The organism is Planktotalea sp., assembly GCF_050633725.1.
Taxonomy (GTDB): Bacteria; Pseudomonadota; Alphaproteobacteria; order Rhodobacterales; family Rhodobacteraceae; genus Planktotalea.
Map to the genome: position 1 here is coordinate 16,337 of NZ_JBOEHB010000009.1, position 18,028 is coordinate 34,364.

Annotated in this window: 16 protein-coding genes; 6 read left to right on the plus strand and 10 right to left on the minus strand. The window is 53.9% G+C overall.

All coding sequences use genetic code 11. From position 1 onward, the window contains the following. The first annotated feature begins 97 nt into the window (after positions 1-97). Both trhA and trxC read left to right on the plus strand, forming a co-directional pair. Positions 98-730, plus strand: a complete 633-nt coding sequence (gene trhA, locus ACRBCU_RS09170; protein ID WP_431365083.1) for a PAQR family membrane homeostasis protein TrhA — start codon at positions 98-100, stop codon at positions 728-730. 53 nt (positions 731-783) lie between these two features. Next, entirely contained in the window at positions 784-1,212 is a 429-nt protein-coding gene (trxC, locus tag ACRBCU_RS09175) for a thioredoxin TrxC (RefSeq protein WP_431365084.1), read from the plus strand. 2 nt (positions 1,213-1,214) lie between these two features. Here trxC and ACRBCU_RS09180 read toward each other — a convergent pair whose 3' ends face one another. Next, positions 1,215-1,811: a hypothetical protein gene (locus ACRBCU_RS09180; protein WP_431365085.1), complete on the minus strand. Its 597-nt coding sequence runs from the start codon at positions 1,809-1,811 to the stop codon at positions 1,215-1,217. 78 nt (positions 1,812-1,889) lie between these two features. After that, positions 1,890-3,545: an energy-dependent translational throttle protein EttA gene (gene ettA, locus ACRBCU_RS09185; RefSeq protein WP_431365086.1), complete on the minus strand. Its 1,656-nt coding sequence runs from the start codon at positions 3,543-3,545 to the stop codon at positions 1,890-1,892. Positions 3,546-3,625: 80 nt separating this feature from the next. Here ettA and ACRBCU_RS09190 point away from each other — a divergent pair, with 80 nt between their 5' ends. Together ACRBCU_RS09190 and ACRBCU_RS09195 are read left to right on the plus strand one after the other, a co-directional pair. Next, positions 3,626-4,174 (plus strand): hypothetical protein, encoded by a 549-nt coding sequence (locus ACRBCU_RS09190; RefSeq protein WP_431365087.1) that lies wholly within the window; start codon positions 3,626-3,628, stop codon positions 4,172-4,174. Positions 4,175-4,209: 35 nt separating this feature from the next. After that, positions 4,210-4,809 carry a nicotinate-nucleotide adenylyltransferase gene (locus ACRBCU_RS09195; RefSeq protein ID WP_431365088.1) on the plus strand — a complete coding sequence of 200 codons (600 nt, stop codon included), beginning with the start codon at positions 4,210-4,212 and terminating at the stop codon, positions 4,807-4,809. Here the strand turns inward: ACRBCU_RS09195 and ACRBCU_RS09200 are convergent. Continuing rightward, complete coding sequence (locus ACRBCU_RS09200; protein ID WP_431365089.1) at positions 4,780-5,631, minus strand: DMT family transporter; 852 nt, start codon at positions 5,629-5,631, stop codon at positions 4,780-4,782. The two genes, ACRBCU_RS09195 and ACRBCU_RS09200, sit on opposite strands and share 30 nt — an antisense overlap. A 136-nt stretch (positions 5,632-5,767) precedes the next feature. On the opposite strand from ACRBCU_RS09200, the gene dacB reads away from it, so the two are divergent. Further along, positions 5,768-7,267 carry a D-alanyl-D-alanine carboxypeptidase/D-alanyl-D-alanine endopeptidase gene (dacB, locus tag ACRBCU_RS09205; protein WP_431365090.1) on the plus strand — a complete coding sequence of 500 codons (1,500 nt, stop codon included), beginning with the start codon at positions 5,768-5,770 and terminating at the stop codon, positions 7,265-7,267. Between the two features lie 16 nt (positions 7,268-7,283). Here dacB and ACRBCU_RS09210 read toward each other — a convergent pair whose 3' ends face one another. The 5 genes from ACRBCU_RS09210 to aceE form a co-directional block, all read right to left on the minus strand. Then, positions 7,284-7,706, minus strand: coding sequence for a L,D-transpeptidase (locus ACRBCU_RS09210; RefSeq protein ID WP_431365091.1), 423 nt, complete (start codon positions 7,704-7,706; stop codon positions 7,284-7,286). 79 nt (positions 7,707-7,785) lie between these two features. Continuing rightward, positions 7,786-8,754, minus strand: a complete 969-nt coding sequence (locus ACRBCU_RS09215; RefSeq protein ID WP_431365092.1) for a calcium-binding protein — start codon at positions 8,752-8,754, stop codon at positions 7,786-7,788. Positions 8,755-8,990: 236 nt separating this feature from the next. After that, on the minus strand, positions 8,991-10,724 hold the full coding sequence (gene lpdA / locus ACRBCU_RS09220) for a dihydrolipoyl dehydrogenase (RefSeq protein ID WP_431365093.1): 1,734 nt from the start codon (positions 10,722-10,724) through the stop codon (positions 8,991-8,993). An 11-nt stretch (positions 10,725-10,735) separates the two neighbouring features. Beyond that, positions 10,736-11,983, minus strand: coding sequence for a dihydrolipoyllysine-residue acetyltransferase (gene aceF, locus ACRBCU_RS09225; RefSeq protein WP_431365094.1), 1,248 nt, complete (start codon positions 11,981-11,983; stop codon positions 10,736-10,738). Positions 11,984-12,003: 20 nt separating this feature from the next. Next, a complete protein-coding gene (gene aceE / locus ACRBCU_RS09230) occupies positions 12,004-14,661 on the minus strand; it encodes a pyruvate dehydrogenase (acetyl-transferring), homodimeric type (protein WP_431365095.1) in 2,658 nt (885 codons plus the stop codon). A 340-nt stretch (positions 14,662-15,001) separates the two neighbouring features. Here aceE and ACRBCU_RS09235 point away from each other — a divergent pair, with 340 nt between their 5' ends. Then, positions 15,002-15,790, plus strand: a complete 789-nt coding sequence (locus ACRBCU_RS09235; RefSeq protein ID WP_431365096.1) for a FadR/GntR family transcriptional regulator — start codon at positions 15,002-15,004, stop codon at positions 15,788-15,790. A 21-nt stretch (positions 15,791-15,811) separates the two neighbouring features. Here the strand turns inward: ACRBCU_RS09235 and ACRBCU_RS09240 are convergent, their stop codons facing one another. Together ACRBCU_RS09240 and trpA are read right to left on the minus strand one after the other, a co-directional pair. Then, the gene (locus ACRBCU_RS09240; RefSeq protein ID WP_431365097.1) at positions 15,812-16,975 is read right to left on the minus strand and encodes an alpha-hydroxy acid oxidase; all 1,164 of its coding nucleotides are present in this window, start codon (positions 16,973-16,975) and stop codon (positions 15,812-15,814) included. A 125-nt stretch (positions 16,976-17,100) separates the two neighbouring features. After that, a complete protein-coding gene (gene trpA / locus ACRBCU_RS09245; protein WP_431365098.1) occupies positions 17,101-17,892 on the minus strand; it encodes a tryptophan synthase subunit alpha in 792 nt (263 codons plus the stop codon). Between the last annotated feature and the right edge of the window lie 136 nt (positions 17,893-18,028).

Here is an 18,028-nt window from a genome sequence, read left to right on the forward strand (position 1 = left end):
GCTGATCACAGCCACGTAAGGTCATGCGAACTGCCCCCTCGACAGATCCGAGTTCGTTTCCTATCCAGCTCAAAAACCGCCAATGGTAAGATTGTCGATGTATCCGAGCCAAACCCTTTCCCACCGCCGCGCAGACATGGCTGTTCACGCCTTTGCACTGTTGTTCACTCTGATCGCTGGCGCAATTTTGCTCCGCACGTCTTTCCAAAGCCTTGCTCCACCTCTCATCGCATCCGTCTTCGTTTATGTTCTCTGCGCAGTGATATCGAACCAAGCCTCTTGTTTTTACCATTTCGCACCATGGCACGAGCGCCGCAAACTGCTGCGCCGCATTGATCACGCTGCGATCTACCTTAGCATCACTGGCACCTTTACACCGCTCTTGGTTCTAGCAGGAACAAGCCGCGCCCTGATCATCCTAACACTATGTTGGGCACTGAGCTTCCTTGCGATGTGGAACAAAATCACCAATCCCGAAGTCAAATCTAAATGGTCAACCGCCTCCTATCTCGCGCTTGGCGCAATTGGTCTGCTTGCCCTGCCCGATCTGCAAGACATCTCCGCCACCACAGCGTCGTGCATCCTTGCCGGCAGTGCATGCTATGCCATCGGCACGATCTTCTATGCGCGCAAAACATTGCCATTTCGTTACTCGATTTGGCACACATGGGTTACGTTCGGCGGCATGTTCATGTTCGCAGGCATCTGGATCGCGCTTTTCCCGTCTTGAAACCGCACACAACGTACATATCTAATTTTCAGAATATGTCTTAGGAGATCAAAATGGCTGGCAAAAAACTCACCTGCCTGAAATGCGCGCAGCTCAACCGCGTGCCGTATGACAAGCTGGGCGATGGCCCGAAATGCGGCTCTTGCGGCACTGCGCTGATGCCCGCCAAAGCCATAGAGATCACCCCCGCGATTTTCACCAAAGCCAGCGCGAGCGATGACGTGCCGTTGGTCGTGGATTTCTGGGCCCCGTGGTGCGGGCCGTGCAAAATGATGGGACCAGAGTTCGACAAAGCCGCCAAAGCCCTCACCGGCAAAGCGCGCCTTGTGAAGCTGAACACGGAAAGCCACCCTGCCCCGTCCCAGCGCCTCGGCATCCGCGGCATCCCAACGATGATCGCATGGCAGAACGGCCGCGAAGTCAAACGCCAGTCAGGTGCGATGAAGATGGGTCAGATTGTTGGATGGGTGCCGAAAGGGTAGAACTACAATTCTTTTAGCATTTTCGAAAGTACACTTAGATCAGCTTCCAAAATTAGGCTAGTGTTAGCCGTAATTTGCTTTTCAGAGTACGTCTTACCTTTGATTGTATCGTGATAAAAGAAGTTGGAGTTGGCCAGAGGCGAGTCTTTATAAGCCTCCCTCATCAGGTAACACGCAACAGCAGCATAACGTTGAGTGAGCTCCGGTTTTTGCGCAAGCCAAAAAGACAATGTTTGAATTGATCCACTTTTTTCAAATGACAGAAGTGGATCAACGGAAATTTCGACATCAAATTTTGGAAATTTCAGACTCGTTTTTGCTTCTAATGTCTCAATATTTTTTTGCTTCCCAAATTTGCTTTTTACTTTTTCAAAGGCAGCACGGTTATAATCCCGCTCTACCTTTTTAACTGGCGCATCAAGTACTTCGTTTATCTCTTCAATGTGTTCACCCGAAAAGCTAAGCTTCGTAGCCCGTTGAAAGCTATGGTAGAAATCGTACCCACTGCCCGGTTCCAACTTCTTTTGGATCTCGGAAATGCGTCCGCCAGTATCTAAAAGGCAAACTTTGATAAAGGTATTAAGGGAAAAGGTAATCATATTTACTCCAAACCGACGCTTACATCCTCCGACAACATCAACAGTTAAATCAAGAAATGCAAGCGTCGGTTGAGAAATCTATCTCGCGAACTTCTTATGCTTGATCCGCTTCGGCTCCAACGCATCCGCACCCAAACGGCGCTTTTTGTCTTCTTCGTAGTCCTCGAAGTTGCCCTCGAACCATTCCACATGCGCATCGCCCTCAAAGGCGAGCATGTGCGTGCAGATACGGTCGAGGAAGAAACGGTCGTGCGAAATCACCACGGCGCAGCCTGCAAAATCGACCAAAGCGTCTTCAAGCGCGCGCAGGGTTTCAACGTCCAGATCGTTGGTAGGCTCGTCGAGCAGCAGCACGTTGCCGCCCTCTTTGAGCAAACGCGCCATGTGGACACGGTTGCGCTCACCACCTGACAGCAGGTTCACCTTCTTTTGTTGATCGCCGCCCTTGAAGTTGAAAGACGAGCAATAGGCGCGGCTGTTCACTTCCGCATCGCCCAGCGCGATGATCTCGGAGCCGCCGGAAATCGCTTCCCACACGGTCTCATCATCGCTCAGATCGTCGCGGGATTGATCGACGTAAGAGAGCTGCACGGTATCGCCGTATTCAACCGTGCCTTCGTCAGGTTTTTCCTGCCCTGTCAGCATCTTAAAGAGCGTGGATTTACCCGCGCCGTTTGGGCCGATCACGCCGACAATGCCACCGGGGGGCAGATCAAAGGAGAGGTTCTCGATCAACAGCTTGTCGCCCATCGCTTTTTTCAGACCAGCGACCTCGATCACCTTGTTCCCAAGGCGTGGACCGTTCGGAATGACGATCTGCGCACGGCCGACCTTGTCACGCTCTGACTGGTTCGCGAGTTCGTTATAGGCGGTGATACGCGCCTTGGACTTCGCCTGACGTGCCTTCGCGCCCTGACGCATCCATTCGAGTTCGCGCTCAAGCGTCTTTTGCTTGGACTTGTCTTCGCGCGCTTCCTGCGCGAGGCGTTTCGCCTTTTGCTCAAGCCATGAGGAATAGTTGCCCTCGTATGGGATGCCCTTGCCGCGATCCAGCTCGAGGATCCAGCTGGTGATGTCATCGAGGAAATAACGGTCGTGCGTGACGCAGAGGATCGTGCCTTTGTAGTCGATCAGGTGCTTTTGCAGCCAAGCGATGGTTTCCGCGTCAAGGTGGTTGGTCGGCTCGTCGAGCAGCAGCATGTCGGGCTGTTCCAGCAGCAATTTGCAGAGCGCAACGCGGCGCGCCTCACCACCAGAGAGCGTCGTGACGTCGGCGTCATCTGGCGGGCAGCGCAGGGCCTCCATCGAGACGTCGATCTGGCTGTCCAAGTCCCAGAGGTTTTCCGCGTCGATCTTGTCCTGAAGCTCCGCCATCTCGTCGGCGGTCTCGTCAGAATAGTTCATCGCGAGTTCGTTATAGCGATCCAAAGTCGCCTTTTTATCGGCAACGCCCAGCATCACATTGCCGCGCACATCGAGCGTTTCATCGAGCTTTGGCTCTTGTGGCAAGTAGCCTACATGCGCGCCTTCGGCCTTCCATGCTTCGCCCTGAAAGTCCTTGTCCCAGCCTGCCATGATCTTCAACAGCGTGGATTTACCCGCGCCGTTGACACCAACGACACCGATCTTCACGCCGGGCAAAAAGTTCAAGTGAATGTTTTCAAAGCATTTCTTGCCGCCCGGATAGGTCTTAGACACGCCTTGCATGTGATACACATATTGATACGCCGCCATGGGGCTGCTCCTCACGCTGAATTCAGTTTGCATCCACATAGAGGGATGCGAGGATAGGCGCAATTGTATTGGAGGGTTTGATGCTGCGGATTGCTTTATTACTTGGCGTTCTAGCTATTCCGACGCTCGCTGCGGCGCAATCAAATGACGCTTTGCCGCGCGAGTTCGGCTGCCTTTCGCAGAGCGAGCTGCGCAACGATATGCACCCGTCCGAATTGGCGCGCATCGTGCGTGCCTGCGCAGATGAGCAGCGCTATGATGATGCAGTGCAGGTCTATTATACCTACTCGTCCTACGGGCTATACGATCAACAGCGCGTGCGCGATGAAAGCGCCCATGTAGTGCTCGGTGAACTCGCGCAATGGATGTTTGCCTTTCTGGATCGCACCACGATGACAGGTATCCGCGCCTCCATTGATAAGATGCGCGATCCGAGCAATCCGTTCTTTCGCGCCACCTGCATTGGCATTCAAACCCTTGGGCCACCTGATTATCGCCCCGGCTATATGATCCGCTATGGTCTCATGCCGCGCAAATCGGATGAGGATTGGAAGAACGCCGCTTTCAATAGCGCGGCAGCTTGGACAAAAGCCGTTGAAGAAATCAACGGTTGCCCCGCATCCATTTGATTGCGCGATCCCCCCCTGCCCGCTAAACGCAAATAATGACACCTACGGCGCATACAACTCGCGGCAGACGCATCGGTCTTTTGGGCGGCTCTTTTGACCCCGCGCACGCAGGTCACGTGCATATCACGCTAGAAGCGCTCAAACGGTTCGATCTGGATGAGATTTGGTGGCTTGTTTCCCCCGGGAACCCGCTCAAAAGCCACGGCCCCGCGCCTCTCGAACTGAGAATGGAGCAGGCTGCGAAAGTCATGCAGCATCCTCGCGTTCGCATTTTGGATTTAGAAAGCGAAATGCAAACCCGCTATACAGCGCAAACCCAGCGCGCATTGCGGCAACGATTTCCTTTCGCGCGGTTCACGTGGTTGATGGGCGCAGATAATCTCGGGCAGTTCCACCTTTGGAAGAACTGGGAAGCAATCATGACGTCGGTTCCAATCGGCGTGCTTGCGCGTCCCGGCGAGCGAATTGAGGGGCGAACTGCTCCAGCCGCTCAAATTTACCGCCATTCGCTCTTAAAGGGGCGCCGTGCTCGTTTGCTTGCTTCGTCTGAAGCACCTGCATGGGCGTTTGTGAATGTCCCGATGCGCGATATTTCCTCTAGCGAGCTACGTGCGCGCGGGGATTGGCCATCTTGATTGCAGAACCGCAACAGCGATACCTGCCGCCACAATCAACACCATTCCAGCGATTGCATAAAGATCCGGCAAATCCCCGAACACGACCCATCCAAGAATGACAGCACTAATGAGTTGAAAATACACAAAAGGTGCTAGCTTGGATGCTTCGTGCATTTTGTATGCAAATAACATCAAAACATTTCCGGCCATCGATCCAATTCCACTGAATACGGTCAACACGCCTATTTCAAAAGACATTTCTGGAAAGTTCCCGAACACAAATGGGGTTGTCAAAATCACAGCGCCGATCATTTGTGTCAACATCAAACCACCTAGCGCAACACTTCCCGCAAGCCATCTCGAAGCCGTTAAAAACGATCCGTAAAGGCAGCCTGCGAGAACCGCCCAACCCAGCCCCGCCGATACATCGAACCCGGGTCGAACAACCAAAAGCACGCCAGCAAAACCGATCATGATTAAGATCGCTTGAATAAATCGGGCTTGCTCTTTCAGCAACCACACCGAGAGCAGAAAACTAATCATCGGACCTATGAAGAACGCGCCGAATACATCCGCCAAAGCCGCATGTTTAAGGGCCTGTGTGATGCAGCTTATGCCTGCCGCAATCAGCGCTGCGCGAAACCAAACACGCCAATCTCGCCACACACCAAGCCCCGCGCGCCACGTGAAGGGCAGCAAGATCATTGCTCCAAGGGTAAAGCGTGTCCAAACTACATAGATCGGCGCAACGCCGAGTTGAGAGGTAAGGACTTTACTCGCCGCGTCGCCTGCTGGAATGCAACTCATTGCGACCAGCATTATCAATATCGCTTTTGTCATACTTGCGGGCTAACATGGGTCCAAGCGCGCCAACAGAGGGCGAAACAGGTTAAGTGCCATCACTTTGCCGTAAAAAGCCCAAGAGTTGCACCGCAATAGCCTTGTTTAGACCGCAACAATTTGCATTAACCATTGTATGACGAATTTTTTATCAAGACGCTTTTTTCTGACCGCTGCGGCATCGGCTTCAGTTGGTCACGTTGCATTTGCCAATGCCCCCCTGTCCTCGTTGCGACCTGTTGCGCGCAACGGCTCGGTGCGCACGAAACCAAAACCCAATACATCTTCTCCAGACGCCCTTATCAATGCTGCCCAACTTGGCGGCATGGTCGGCTTTGCCGTTGCTGATCTTAACACAGGCAAATTGCTTGAAACCAACAACGCGGCAAAGGGCTTGCCGCCCGCCAGCACCGCTAAATCAATTACGGCGCTCTATGCTCTGGATACCCTTGGTGCTGGATACCGCTTTGCGACCCACATCAGCACGAATGGCTCTATCGCAGGCGGTGTCGTCTCTGGCGATCTTTTCCTCATCGGTGGCGGCGATCCGACGCTCGATACAAACGCTTTGGCTAATATGGCGGCCAAGCTTAAGGCGCTAGGCATTCGCGAAGTGCGTGGCAATTTCTATTACGTCGAAAATACGCTTCCTAACCTTCGTGAAGTCGATAATTCCCAGCCAGACCACGTCAGTTACAATCCTGCGATTTCAGGGCTAAACCTGAATTTCAACCGTGTTCATTTTGAATGGCGTCGCGCAGGGAATGGCTACTCTGTCGAAATGGACGCTCGTTCGGACAAACATCGCCCAAAGGTCTATATCTCCAAGATGCAAATCGCTGCTCGCGATTTACCTGTCTATACTTACAAAGACGGTGGCAGATTTGATCAATGGAGCGTCGCCAGAGGTGCGCTTGGCAAAGGCGGTTCACGCTGGTTACCGGTGCGCAAGCCGGGTCTTTATGCGGCCGATGTCTTTCAGACCTTCGCGCGCTCACACGGGATTGTCTTGAAAACACCCCAGCGCAGCACCAAGCGGCCAAAATCGCGCGCGCTTGTCACCCACACCAGCGCGCAACTCAGCACAATTTTGCGCGATATGCTCAAGTATTCCACGAACCTGACCGCTGAGGTTGTCGGGCTTACAGCGACACGCAAGCGCGGTGGGCGCAGTAACTCGCTGAAAGCATCAGCAGGCGAGATGAGCCGCTGGGCCAATTCTACGCTCAAGATGGGCAACGCAAGCTTTGCAGATCATTCTGGCCTTAGCGATGCGAGCAAAGTCACAGCACAAGGCATGGTCAATGCCATGCTGGTTGCCCGCCGACGCGCGGGGTTTGCAGAGCTGTTAAAACCCTTTGCAATGCGCGATGCCAATCGCAAAATCATCAAGAACCATCCGATCAAGGTAAACGCCAAAACAGGCACGCTAAACTTCGTAAGCGCTTTGAGCGGCTATATGGTTGCGCCCGATGGTAAACAACTCGCGTTTTCAATGATTTGTGCAGACACCAATCGCAGACGCGGCATCAAGGACGCGGACAAAGAAGCCCCACGCGGCGGGCGCGATTGGAATAGACGCGCCAAAGCCTTGCAGCAAAAACTGATTGAACGTTGGGGCGCAGTTTACGGCTAACGCCCCTGTTCAGGATCTAGTTCTGAACAACGATCCGCGTATTTTTAAAGCCATGTTCCTTGACCAAAGAAAACAACTTGGCCGCGTTGGCCGTGTGCAGCCTGACGCAACCCGCAGACGCTGGTCGCCCCAAACGGCTTACCTGATTTGTCCCGTGCACAGCATAATTTCCACGAAAGAATATTGAGTAGGGCATCGGAGCGTTATTGTAGAGGCTAGACTTATGGTAGCGCGACAGGCTCTTTGGCGAATAGGTGCCGCGCGGGGTGACTTTGCCTTTTCTAGCGGTTGAAACGGGCCAACTATAGATCACCTCGCCATAGCGAATAACCGTCATCGTTTGACTTGAGACATCAACCTTAGCAACCAGTGACGCAGCCGAGACGGTAACCGGAAGGCCAAAAACTAAAACCAAGACCGCAATAAACGAACGCAGCATGTAGAAAACTCCCAAATAACTTTTCAATATGTTGTATTTTGAGAGCAAAAACTTCGTTGTGTCAAAATAAATTGACGTTCTAGGCTGCTTGAACCAATCGCAAATCAGAAATTGTAAGACCAGCTGCGCCTTCGATGCGTGCGATGATGTCGTCGCCTAAGAAAATTACAGCGTCTTCTTCGCGGTCCCGCACTTCAAATTCGGGCGCGACGCTTCCGTCGTACTCAATCGCGATCACGTCATCTTCCGAAATGAAGTCGCGCACGAATACAGTATTTTCATGCGCCATGTCCTCATTCAAGACAAACAGGTCCTCGCCTGATCCGCCACTTGCAGTGTCGCCCCCCGTTAGAATGAGAGTGTCATCGCCCGCTCCACCGTTTAGCTCACCGCCTTGTGTTTCCTCGGGTCTTTCATTCAAAAAGGAGACATCAACGCCATTTAAAGCACCTTCTGCTTCCAATGCGTCAAAATCAACATCTTCGATGGCACCTGCTTCGCTGGCGCGCAAAACCGCGAGCGCCGTTGCCGTCAAATCGCGCTCACTGTCATCCTCGGGTTCAACATTGCCGCTGATCAACAAATCGTCGCCCGGTCCGCCATTTAAACTATCTGCTCCGCCGCCGCCAATCAGAAGGTCGTCGCCGCCACGTCCTACCAACAGATCATCGCCGCTGTTGCCTAACAGCGCGTCGTCGCCAGCATCGCCATAGAGCTCATCAGCGCCGCTCCCACCGCCTAAAATGTCGTCCCCTTCGCCGCCAAACACGGTATCGTTGTTTGTTCCCGCTTCGATCAAATCATCGCCTGCCAAACCATAAACGACATCGGCTTGCCCCAAAGCAAACAGCACGTCGTCTTCAGGCGTTCCAATCAATTCGTCAGGAGTGTTGGTTCCAAATTCGACGTTTTTGTCATCATAGATAGACTCTTCGTCAGGGTTGAACCCGTCCAAACCATTCTCTTCGATTACACGTTCAACTTCGTCTTCAAGAACATTAGACAAAGCGAACACCAAGGCGAGCGGAATCAATATTAGTGCAATCATTACGGCCCCCCAGCCAGTTTCGATAAATATGAAGCCAAAAGAGATTAATGGTCAACAAGATAGGGCAACCCCTACTCTATTCGTGAACGAGCGAGCTGCTTTCTTAGTCAACATATCCAGTGTAAGGATCAGAAAAGCCTTGCAGCTAACGTTATTGGCGCGGTTTTTTCCACAACAAAACGTGTAAGCCGCCCGCGCAACAATGCACGAGCGGCTTACCAATAGCGTATGTCGATCTAGCGCTTTTTCTTTTTGGGCGGCATCAGGTCTGTGATCGTGCCCTCAAACATTTCTGCGGCAAAATTCACCGTCTCTGACAGTGTTGGATGCGCGTGGATTGTATGTCCAAGATCAACCGCATCCGCGCCCATTTCAATGGCAAGGCCAACTTCGGCAATCAAATCGCCCGCGTTAACGCCGACAATACAGCCGCCGATGACGCGCTGATCTTCGGGATCGAATAGGAGCTTGGTCATGCCTTCCGAGCGCCCATTCGAGAGCGCCTTGCCAGAAGCCGCCCAAGGGAACACGCCCTTCTCATACTTGATGCCCTTTGCCTTGGCTTCCGTTTCCGTCACGCCGCACCAAGCGACCTCTGGATCGGTATAGGCGACGGACGGGATCAGCTTCGCATCAAAGTGGCGCTTGTGTCCCGCGCAGACCTCTGCCGCGACTTTGCCCTCATGCACAGCTTTGTGGGCGAGCATAGGCTGGCCAACGAGATCACCAATCGCGAAGATATGGTTAACGCCCGTGCGCTGCTGGCCGTCCACGGCGATAAAGCCGCGCTCATCCACTGCAACGCCCGCCTTTTCTGCGTCGATCTTTTTGCCGTTGGGCGTGCGCCCCACTGCAACCAGAACCTTGTCGAAAGTATCAGTTGTGACTTCGCCCTTGGCATCCTCGAACGTGACTTTCAGCCCCTTCTTCTGGGCCTCCATCGCGGTGACTTTGGTCTTCAGAAGGATATTCTCGTAACGCCCTTTGATACGGCTGTGCAAAGGTTTCACGATATCCTTATCAGCGCCCGGAATGATCTGATCCATCAGCTCAACGATCGTCACCTTGCTGCCCAGCGCATCATAAACGCAGGCCATTTCCAGACCGATGATTCCGCCGCCAAGAACCAACATACGCTTGGGTATGTCCTTGAGTTCCAGCGCGCCGGTTGAATCGATCACGCGCTCGTCGTCATGGGGGAGGAACGGCAGATGCACAGGCTCAGAGCCAGCGGCGATGATGCATTGATCAAAGCTGACGGTCGTTACCTTGCCGTCCTCAACCACTTCGATCATGTTCGGGCCAGTGAACTTGCCCGTGCCTTTTACTGTCGTCACCTTGCGCGCCTTGGCGAGGCCCGTCAAACCGCCCGTGAGTTGCCCCACAACGCTGTCCTTAAAGCTGCGCAATTCGTCCAGATCAATCTTCGGCTTGGCAAAAGACACGCCATGCGCGCCCATGTCTTCGGCCTCTGTGATGACCTTGGCCACATGCAATAGTGCCTTCGATGGGATACAGCCCACATTCAGGCAAACGCCGCCAAGGGTCGGATTTTTCTCAATCAAAACAACCTTTTTGCCCAAATCCGCCGCGCGGAAGGCTGCCGTGTAACCGCCCGGGCCAGAGCCAAGAACAACCACCTCGCCGTGCACATCACCCGCACCGCTGGCTGTGCCCGTCGCTGCAACAGCCGCAGGCGGCGCTGCTGCTGGTGCCTCCGCGGGGGCTGCTTCTTCCGCGCCCGCGCCCTCAAACACCATAATGACAGTGCCCATGGAAACGGTGTCGCCTTCAGCGACCTTGATCTCCTTGATGACACCCGCTGCTGGGGAGGGAACTTCCATTGTGGCTTTGTCACTTTCCAGCTCGATCAGCGGGTCCTCTGCGGCGACGGTATCGCCAACAGAAACCAGAACAGAAACGACGGGAATGTCGGTGAAATCACCAATGTCGGGAACTTGAATATCCATATCTCTGCCCCCTACCACATCAACTTGCGCATATCGCCGAGCAGCGTCTTCAGCGTCACGGCAAAGCGTGCGGCCAAAGCGCCATCGACAGCGCGGTGGTCATAGGACAAGGACAAAGGCTGCATCAAACGCGGTACGAATTCCTCGCCGTTCCAGACAGGTGCCATCTTCGAGCGCGTCAATCCAAGGATCGCAACCTCAGGCGCGTTCACGATTGGCGTGAAGCTTGTTCCGCCAATGCCGCCCAGAGACGAAATCGTGAAGGTCGCGCCCTGCATGTCAGGTCCTTTGAGCTTGCCCTCACGCGCGGCCGCGGAGAGGCTCATCAGCTCTTTGGAAATCTCTACCAGACCCTTTTTGTCCGCGTCTTTAATCACAGGTACCATCAAGCCGTTCGGCGTGTCAGCTGCAAAGCCAATGTTATAGAAATCCTTCTTGATCAGCTTGTCACCGTCAGGGTGGATCGAGGAGTTGAATTCCCAATGCTCCTTGAGAGCCGAAACAGAGGCCTTGATCACGAAGGACAACAAAGTCACGCGATAGCCGTTCTCTTTGGCCATCGTATCCATCTCTTTGCGGTACTTATCGAGGTCGGTGATATCCGCTTCGTCATTATGCGTCACATGCGGGATGTTGAGCCATGAGCGGTGCAGCGCAGGGCCGGACAGCTTCTTGATGCGGGGCATTTCCACATCTTCAACAGGGCCGAACTTGGAGAAGTCCACAACTGGGATCGGTGGAATGCCCATGCCGCCCGCTGCGCCGCCGCCAGCAGCCACAGGGGCAGTGCTGGATTTGAAGAACTTGGTAATGTCTTCGCGCAGGATGCGACCCTTGCGACCCGTGCCATTCACCTTGGCAAGATCAACTTCAAGATTGCGCGCAAAGGCGCGTACAGACGGGCTTGCGTGTGCTTTGCCAAAACCTGCGTCTGTAACTGGCGCTGCGGCTGCAACTGGCGCTGGCGCGGCCGCAGGGGCTGGCGCTGCTGCCTTTGGCGCTTCGGCTGGGGCAGCTGCTGCGCCCTCGCCCTCAAGGATCAGGATCAGGCTGCCCATAGAGACGGTATCGCCTTCGGACACTTTGATTTCCTTGACCACGCCCGCCGCAGAAGACGGCACTTCCATCGTTGCTTTGTCCGACTCAAGTTCAACGATCGGGTCTTCGATCGCGATTGTATCACCCACGTTCACCAAAACCGTGACCACGGGAATGTCGGTGAAATCGCCGATGTCGGGGACTGTTACTTCAATAGCCATAATATGTTCTCCTTCCCCACTTAAACCAAACGGGGGTTCGGCTTAGCGCCGTCAATGTCGTATTTAGAAAGCGCGGATTTCAGATCTTTCTCGGAAATCGTGCCCTCTTTGAAAAGCTGCACCATCGCGGCGGCGGCAATGTGGTTGGCGTCCACTTCAAAGAAGCGGCGCAGGTTCACACGGCTGTCAGAGCGACCATAACCATCCGTTCCAAGCACCACATATTCTTGCGGTACAAAGGCGCGGATTTGCTCTGCGTAGTTCTTCATGTAATCGGTGGCGGCAATCACAGGACCTTTGGCCCCGCTCAAAGCTTGCGTCACATAAGGCACTTGCTCATCCGCGAGCGGGTTCAATCGGTTGTTGCGCTCTGCGTCCTGACCATCACGCGCCAGCTCGTTAAAGCTGGTGGCGGACCAGATATCAGAAGTCACGCCGAAGTCTTCCTTCAGCATTTCCGCCGCTTTCATTGCCTGCACGAGGATCGTGCCAGAGCCCATCAGGTTCACATGCTTCTTCGCAGGTTTCGCCGTTTTGCTAAGACGATAGAGACCTTTGATAATCCCCTCTTCCGCGCCCATCGGCATGTCGGGATGCTGATAATTCTCGTTCATCAGCGTGAGGTAGAAATACACATCCTCCTGATCCACATACATGCGCTGCAAACCGTGATGCACCAGAACCGCGACCTCATAAGAGAAAGTCGGATCGTAGCTGATACAGTTCGGGATCGTGCCCGCGAGGATATGGCTGTGGCCGTCCTCATGCTGCAAGCCTTCGCCGTTCAGCGTCGTGCGACCAGCCGTTCCACCGAGCATAAAGCCACGCGCACGGCTATCACCCGCCGCCCAGCACAGATCGCCAATGCGTTGGAAGCCGAACATGGAATAGTAGATAAAGAACGGCACCATCGGCACACCGTGGTTGGAATAAGACGTCGCCGCCGCAATCCAATCGGCCATCGCGCCCGCTTCGTTGATGCCTTCTTGCAGAACCTGACCGTCGGTCGATTCCTTATAATAGGACATCTGATCGCGGTCTTCCGGCGTGTAGTTCTGACCCTTCGGATTGTAGATACCGACGGAGCGGAACAACCCTTCCATACCAAATGTGCGGCTTTCGTCCGGCACAATCGGCACAACATTCTTTCCCATATTCTTGTCCCGCAAAAGCGTGGTCAGAATGCGCACAAAGGCCATTGTTGAGGAAATTTCTCGATCGCCGGTGCTCTTGAGTTGCGCTTCGAATTTTTCGAGCGGCGGGATTTCCAAGCTCGGCGCATCACGCCATTCGCGTTTGGGGAATTCACCACCAAGCTCTTTGCGGCGCTCGAGCAAATAGGCTTTTTGCTGATTGTTTAGCGAAACAAACGGCGCTTTTGGCAGGTCTTCGTCGCTAATCGGAATTTGAAAACGATCACGGAAAGCACGAAGCTGATCTTCCGCCATTTTCTTTTGCTGGTGCGTGGTGTTCTGGCCTTCGCCAGCAGTGCCCATGCCGTAACCCTTAACGGTCTTAACCAGCAAACAGGTCGGTTGACCTTTGGTTTCGGTCGCGCGCTTGAAGGCCGTGTAAACCTTCTTCGGCTCATGACCGCCGCGACGCAAGGACCAGATTTGCTCGTCCGTCCAATCCTCGACCAATGCCGCTGTTTCAGGGTATTTGCCGAAGAAATGCTTGCGAATGTATGCGCCGTCCTTGGATTTGAACGTCTGATAATCGCCATCAAGCGTTTCATCCATCAGCTGACGCAAACGGCCCGTCGTATCCTTTTCAAGCAGAGCATCCCAGCCCTTGCCCCAAAGCAGTTTGATCACGTTCCAGCCCGCGCCGCGGAAACCGCCCTCAAGCTCTTGCACGATCTTGGAGTTGCCGCGCACAGGCCCGTCGAGACGCTGCAAGTTGCAGTTCACAACAAAGATCAGGTTATCGAGACCTTCGCGCGCCGCCAGATCAATCGCGCCGCGGCTTTCAGGCTCGTCCATCTCGCCGTCGCCAAGGAAGACCCAAACCTTGCGGTCGCCCATGTCGATGTGACCACGGTTGTGCATGTATTTCATGAACCGCGCTTGATAGATCGCCATCAACGGGCCAAGACCCATGGAAACGGTTGGAAACTGCCAATAGTCGGGCATCAGCCATGGGTGCGGATAAGAGGACAATCCGCCACCATTCACCTCAGAACGGAAGTTCTCCATCTGCTCTTCCGTAAGGCGACCCTCCATAAAGCTGCGCGCATAAATGCCAGGGATCACATGACCTTGGAAAAACACCAGATCGCCGCCGTGGATCGCAGATTTGGAGCGCCAGAAATGGTTCAGCCCGACGTCATACATTACGGCAGAAGAAGCAAACGACGCAATGTGACCCCCATATTCGCTGCTCACCTTGTTCCGCCGGACGACTGTAGCCATTGCATTCCAACGATTGATCGTACGAATACGCCATTCCATCGCCTGATCGCCGGGAACGTCAACCTCGTCATCAACAGGGATCGTGTTCTGATAAGGGGTTGTCGCCGAGAACGGTAGCTGTGCGCCTGCCGCGCGCGCTTGCTGAACTGCTTTGTCCAACAAATAGTGCGCTCTGTTCGCGCCGTCCCGCTCGATCACGTCAGAAATAGCGTCTTGCCACTCCTGCGATTCAATTGGGTCAATATCTTGATTTTGTTCGTTCATTTTTCCCTCTTTCGCGCTTTCGCCGACGGGAGTGCGATAAAGTTTAACGTAAAACTATACCCCCTAATCGCACATCTCCCCCACTCCAAACGATTCAGGAAATTTAGGACTTCGACATCCTTGCCCCCCGTTCGTCGCTATAGGTCACGTACCACGCCAGAATTAGCATAGATAGGGCTTCAGACAAATAGCGTTATGCGCCTACTGCATAGCATTTAGTTTAACGCTATACTAAAATCCCCCAGCCGCATAACGAACGTCTCGCATCACCCTCCTTGGTTGGCTTTCAGGCATGGCTCCTATAGCGTAAGCAGCAAGCACCGTTCCTAAAGGCTGTGACATGAAACCGATTCAAAGTTCACTTTTTGACCCGATCGAACATGGCTCAGTCTCTGATGCCATTGTGAACCGCGTAGAGGAAATGATCACAAGCGGCGTCTTAAAAAGCGGTGCGCGCCTCCCGTCCGAGCGCAGCTTGGCCGAAGCACTACAAGTCTCAAGACCCAAAGTGCGTGAGGCTTTGCAAGAGCTAGAGCTTTCTGGCCTTATTCAGGTCCGCCACGGCGAAGGTTCTTTCGTAGCGCCCCTTGTTGGAGAGGCTATCTCGCCCGCTCTCGTGAATCTTTATGCACGTCAAAAGGGGGCCTTCGCGAATTATCTTGAGTTTCGTCATGAGCAGGAATGCTTTGCCGCGAGCCTTGCCGCACAACGCGCCACAGAGGATGATATAAGCATCATTCGCGCGATCGTGGAGCAAATGGAGCAAGCACATCTTAGCAACGACTCCGACGCCGCCCGCAAACTGGACGCGCAGTTTCACATCGCTATTGTAGATGCCAGCCACAATTTTCTGCTGATCCACACGATGGCATCTGTCTATGCGTTAATGCAGCAAGATGTTTTTTACAGCCGCACATTCCTGAGCGCGCTCGACGGAAGCAGCGAGGCGCTACTCACCCAGCACCGCGCCATTGCCGAGGCAATCTATGCACGCGCGCCAGATCGCGCAGCAGACGCAACAAGCGCGCACATTCAATTTGTTGCTCAGGCGTTCAACTTGAGCATCGCGCAAGGCGAAAGAGAGCGCAACGCTCGCCGACGCCGCGCCCTGATCGAGCTAACCCGCTAAATCACAGCACGTCTTGGATCGCTATTCCCAGTTTCCGGAAAATCCTTCAGGCACAAGCAGAACATCCTTGCTCAAATCGCTGACGCTGCGCTTTCCGCACAAGGCCATCGAAATATCGAGTTCTTTGTGAATGACCTCAAGCGCAGAGGTCACGCCCGCCTGCCCCATCGCGCCCAATCCGTAAATATACGCGCGCCCGATGTAGGTGCCTTTTGCTCCCAATGCCAAAGCCTTCAACACATCCTGTCCCGAGCGAATACCGCTGTCTAAATGAACTTCAATCTCGTCGCCTACCGCATCCATGATCGCTGGCAACATCTTGATTGAGCTGAGCGCACCATCAAGCTGGCGCCCACCATGGTTCGAGACGACAATCGCATCTGCCCCGACTTTCAACGCCATTTTGGCATCCTCGGCGTCAAGAATACCTTTCAAGATCACCTTGCCGCCCCACATCTCTTTGATCTTCGCGATCTTCGCCCAATCAAGGCTGAGGTCGAATTGCTCCGCAGTCCATGCCCCCAAATCGGCAGCATCGGAAACGCCCTCGACATGCCCAACGATGTTGCCAAACCCGCGATTTTTCGTTCCCAGCATTTGCAAACCCCAAGACCATTTGGTCATTAGGTTCGCGATCGTTTTTGCGGTGAGCTTGGGCGGAGCGGACAAGCCATTCTTAAGGTCTTTGTGCCGTTGCCCCAAAATCTGCAAATCAAGAGTGATCACAAGAGCCGAGCAATTTGCAGCTTTTGCGCGATCAATCAAACGACGCACATAGTCTTCATCGGTCATCGTGTAGAGCTGAAACCAGAAGGGCTTACTCACCTGTTCAGCCACCTTTTCGATTGAGCAAATCGACATCGTGGACAAGGTAAACGGAACGCCAAAGGCTTCTGCGGCCTTTGCCGCCTTTATCTCACCATCTGCACACTGCATCCCTGTCAATCCAACCGGTGCAAGCGCAACGGGCATAGAAACGTCCTGCCCAATCATCTGGCTCGCGGTCGATCGGCCAGACATGTCCACGGCAACGCGTTGGCGCAAACGCAATTGATCAAAGTCAGAGGTGTTTTCGCGAAAGGTTTGCTCGGTCCAACTGCCGCTTTCCGCATAGTCATAAAACATCTTTGGCACGCGCCGCTTATAGATACGCTTTAAATCGTTAATCTCGGTGATAACCGCCATGGGACTCGCTTTCGAAAAATTGGTAATATTTAGTTACCAAATCATCGAGTTTCACACAAGAAGCAAAGAAGCGCGCAGGTTTCCCCGCGCGCTTCATTACAAATTTTCAGAATTTTGAAGGCCCGTTAGGCGCTATGTGCGCCATCTGCCAGTGATTTAACGAAGGCGAGCACTTCCGCGACACTCTCACCCGCAGCGATCCGCTCCACAATCGCAGAGCCAACAACTGCACCATCGGACAAACCTGCGATCTCTCGTGATTTTTCGGGTGTTTTGATACCAAAACCAACAATCACGGGTAAATCTGTCTGCGATTTGATCCGAGCAACTTCAGGGCCAACATCCGCGCCCTCTGCATTCGCAGCGCCTGTAATGCCTGTGATCGACACGTAATAAACAAAACCAGAGGTATTTTGTAGCACCCGCGGCAAGCGCCCATCATCCGTCGTTGGCGTCGCTAGGCGAATAAAGTTCAACCCGGCAGCTTGCGCTGGAATGCACAGCTCAGCGTCTTCTTCTGGCGGCAAATCAACAACGATCAATCCATCAATCCCGGCCTCGCCAGCATCTTTCAAGAATGCCTCAACCCCGCGCGAGTAAATCGGATTGTAATAGCCCATCAATACGATCGGCGTCGTATCATCCGCCTGACGAAATGCGCGCGCCATATCCAGCGTTTTCTGCAAAGTCATACCGCCATCAAGTGCGCGTTGCCCGGCGAGCTGGATCGTCGCCCCATCTGCCATAGGGTCAGTAAAGGGCAAGCCAAGCTCGATGACGTCAACGCCCGCCGCTGGCAATCCCTTCATGATCTCAAGCGAGATCGCTTCGTCAGGATCACCTGCCATAATATAAGACACAAAAGCTTTCTTACCGCTTGCGCGCAGCTCTGCAAATTTAGCGTCAATCCGGGTCATAGGGGCATCCTTCGTAAAACTCACCTCGCATGTGCCGTGAAAGCGTGCCCTTTCGCAAGAGGCGCGGCACATATTCCCCTAAAAACCACGGATCATCGCTTCTTTGGTCCTAAAATATCTCGGGGGAGACTGCCAA

Bases quoted from the DNA above. Each gene is read 5' to 3' on its own strand.
- ettA (WP_431365086.1), bottom strand. From the start codon at position 3,545: ATGGCGGCGTATCAATATGTGTATCACATGCAAGGCGTGTCTAAGACC.
- trpA (WP_431365098.1), bottom strand. From the start codon at position 17,892: ATGACCCGGATTGACGCTAAATTTGCAGAGCTGCGCGCAAGCGGTAAG.
- dacB (WP_431365090.1), top strand. From the start codon at position 5,768: ATGACGAATTTTTTATCAAGACGCTTTTTTCTGACCGCTGCGGCATCG.
- ACRBCU_RS09195 (WP_431365088.1), top strand. From the start codon at position 4,210: ATGACACCTACGGCGCATACAACTCGCGGCAGACGCATCGGTCTTTTG.
- trxC (WP_431365084.1), top strand. From the start codon at position 784: ATGGCTGGCAAAAAACTCACCTGCCTGAAATGCGCGCAGCTCAACCGC.
- ACRBCU_RS09210 (WP_431365091.1), bottom strand. From the start codon at position 7,706: ATGCTGCGTTCGTTTATTGCGGTCTTGGTTTTAGTTTTTGGCCTTCCG.
- ACRBCU_RS09215 (WP_431365092.1), bottom strand. From the start codon at position 8,754: ATGATTGCACTAATATTGATTCCGCTCGCCTTGGTGTTCGCTTTGTCT.
- aceF (WP_431365094.1), bottom strand. From the start codon at position 11,983: ATGGCTATTGAAGTAACAGTCCCCGACATCGGCGATTTCACCGACATT.
- ACRBCU_RS09200 (WP_431365089.1), bottom strand. From the start codon at position 5,631: ATGACAAAAGCGATATTGATAATGCTGGTCGCAATGAGTTGCATTCCA.
- lpdA (WP_431365093.1), bottom strand. From the start codon at position 10,724: ATGGATATTCAAGTTCCCGACATTGGTGATTTCACCGACATTCCCGTC.
- ACRBCU_RS09190 (WP_431365087.1), top strand. From the start codon at position 3,626: ATGCTGCGGATTGCTTTATTACTTGGCGTTCTAGCTATTCCGACGCTC.
- trhA (WP_431365083.1), top strand. From the start codon at position 98: ATGTATCCGAGCCAAACCCTTTCCCACCGCCGCGCAGACATGGCTGTT.
- ACRBCU_RS09180 (WP_431365085.1), bottom strand. From the start codon at position 1,811: ATGATTACCTTTTCCCTTAATACCTTTATCAAAGTTTGCCTTTTAGAT.
- aceE (WP_431365095.1), bottom strand. From the start codon at position 14,661: ATGAACGAACAAAATCAAGATATTGACCCAATTGAATCGCAGGAGTGG.
- ACRBCU_RS09235 (WP_431365096.1), top strand. From the start codon at position 15,002: ATGAAACCGATTCAAAGTTCACTTTTTGACCCGATCGAACATGGCTCA.
- ACRBCU_RS09240 (WP_431365097.1), bottom strand. From the start codon at position 16,975: ATGGCGGTTATCACCGAGATTAACGATTTAAAGCGTATCTATAAGCGG.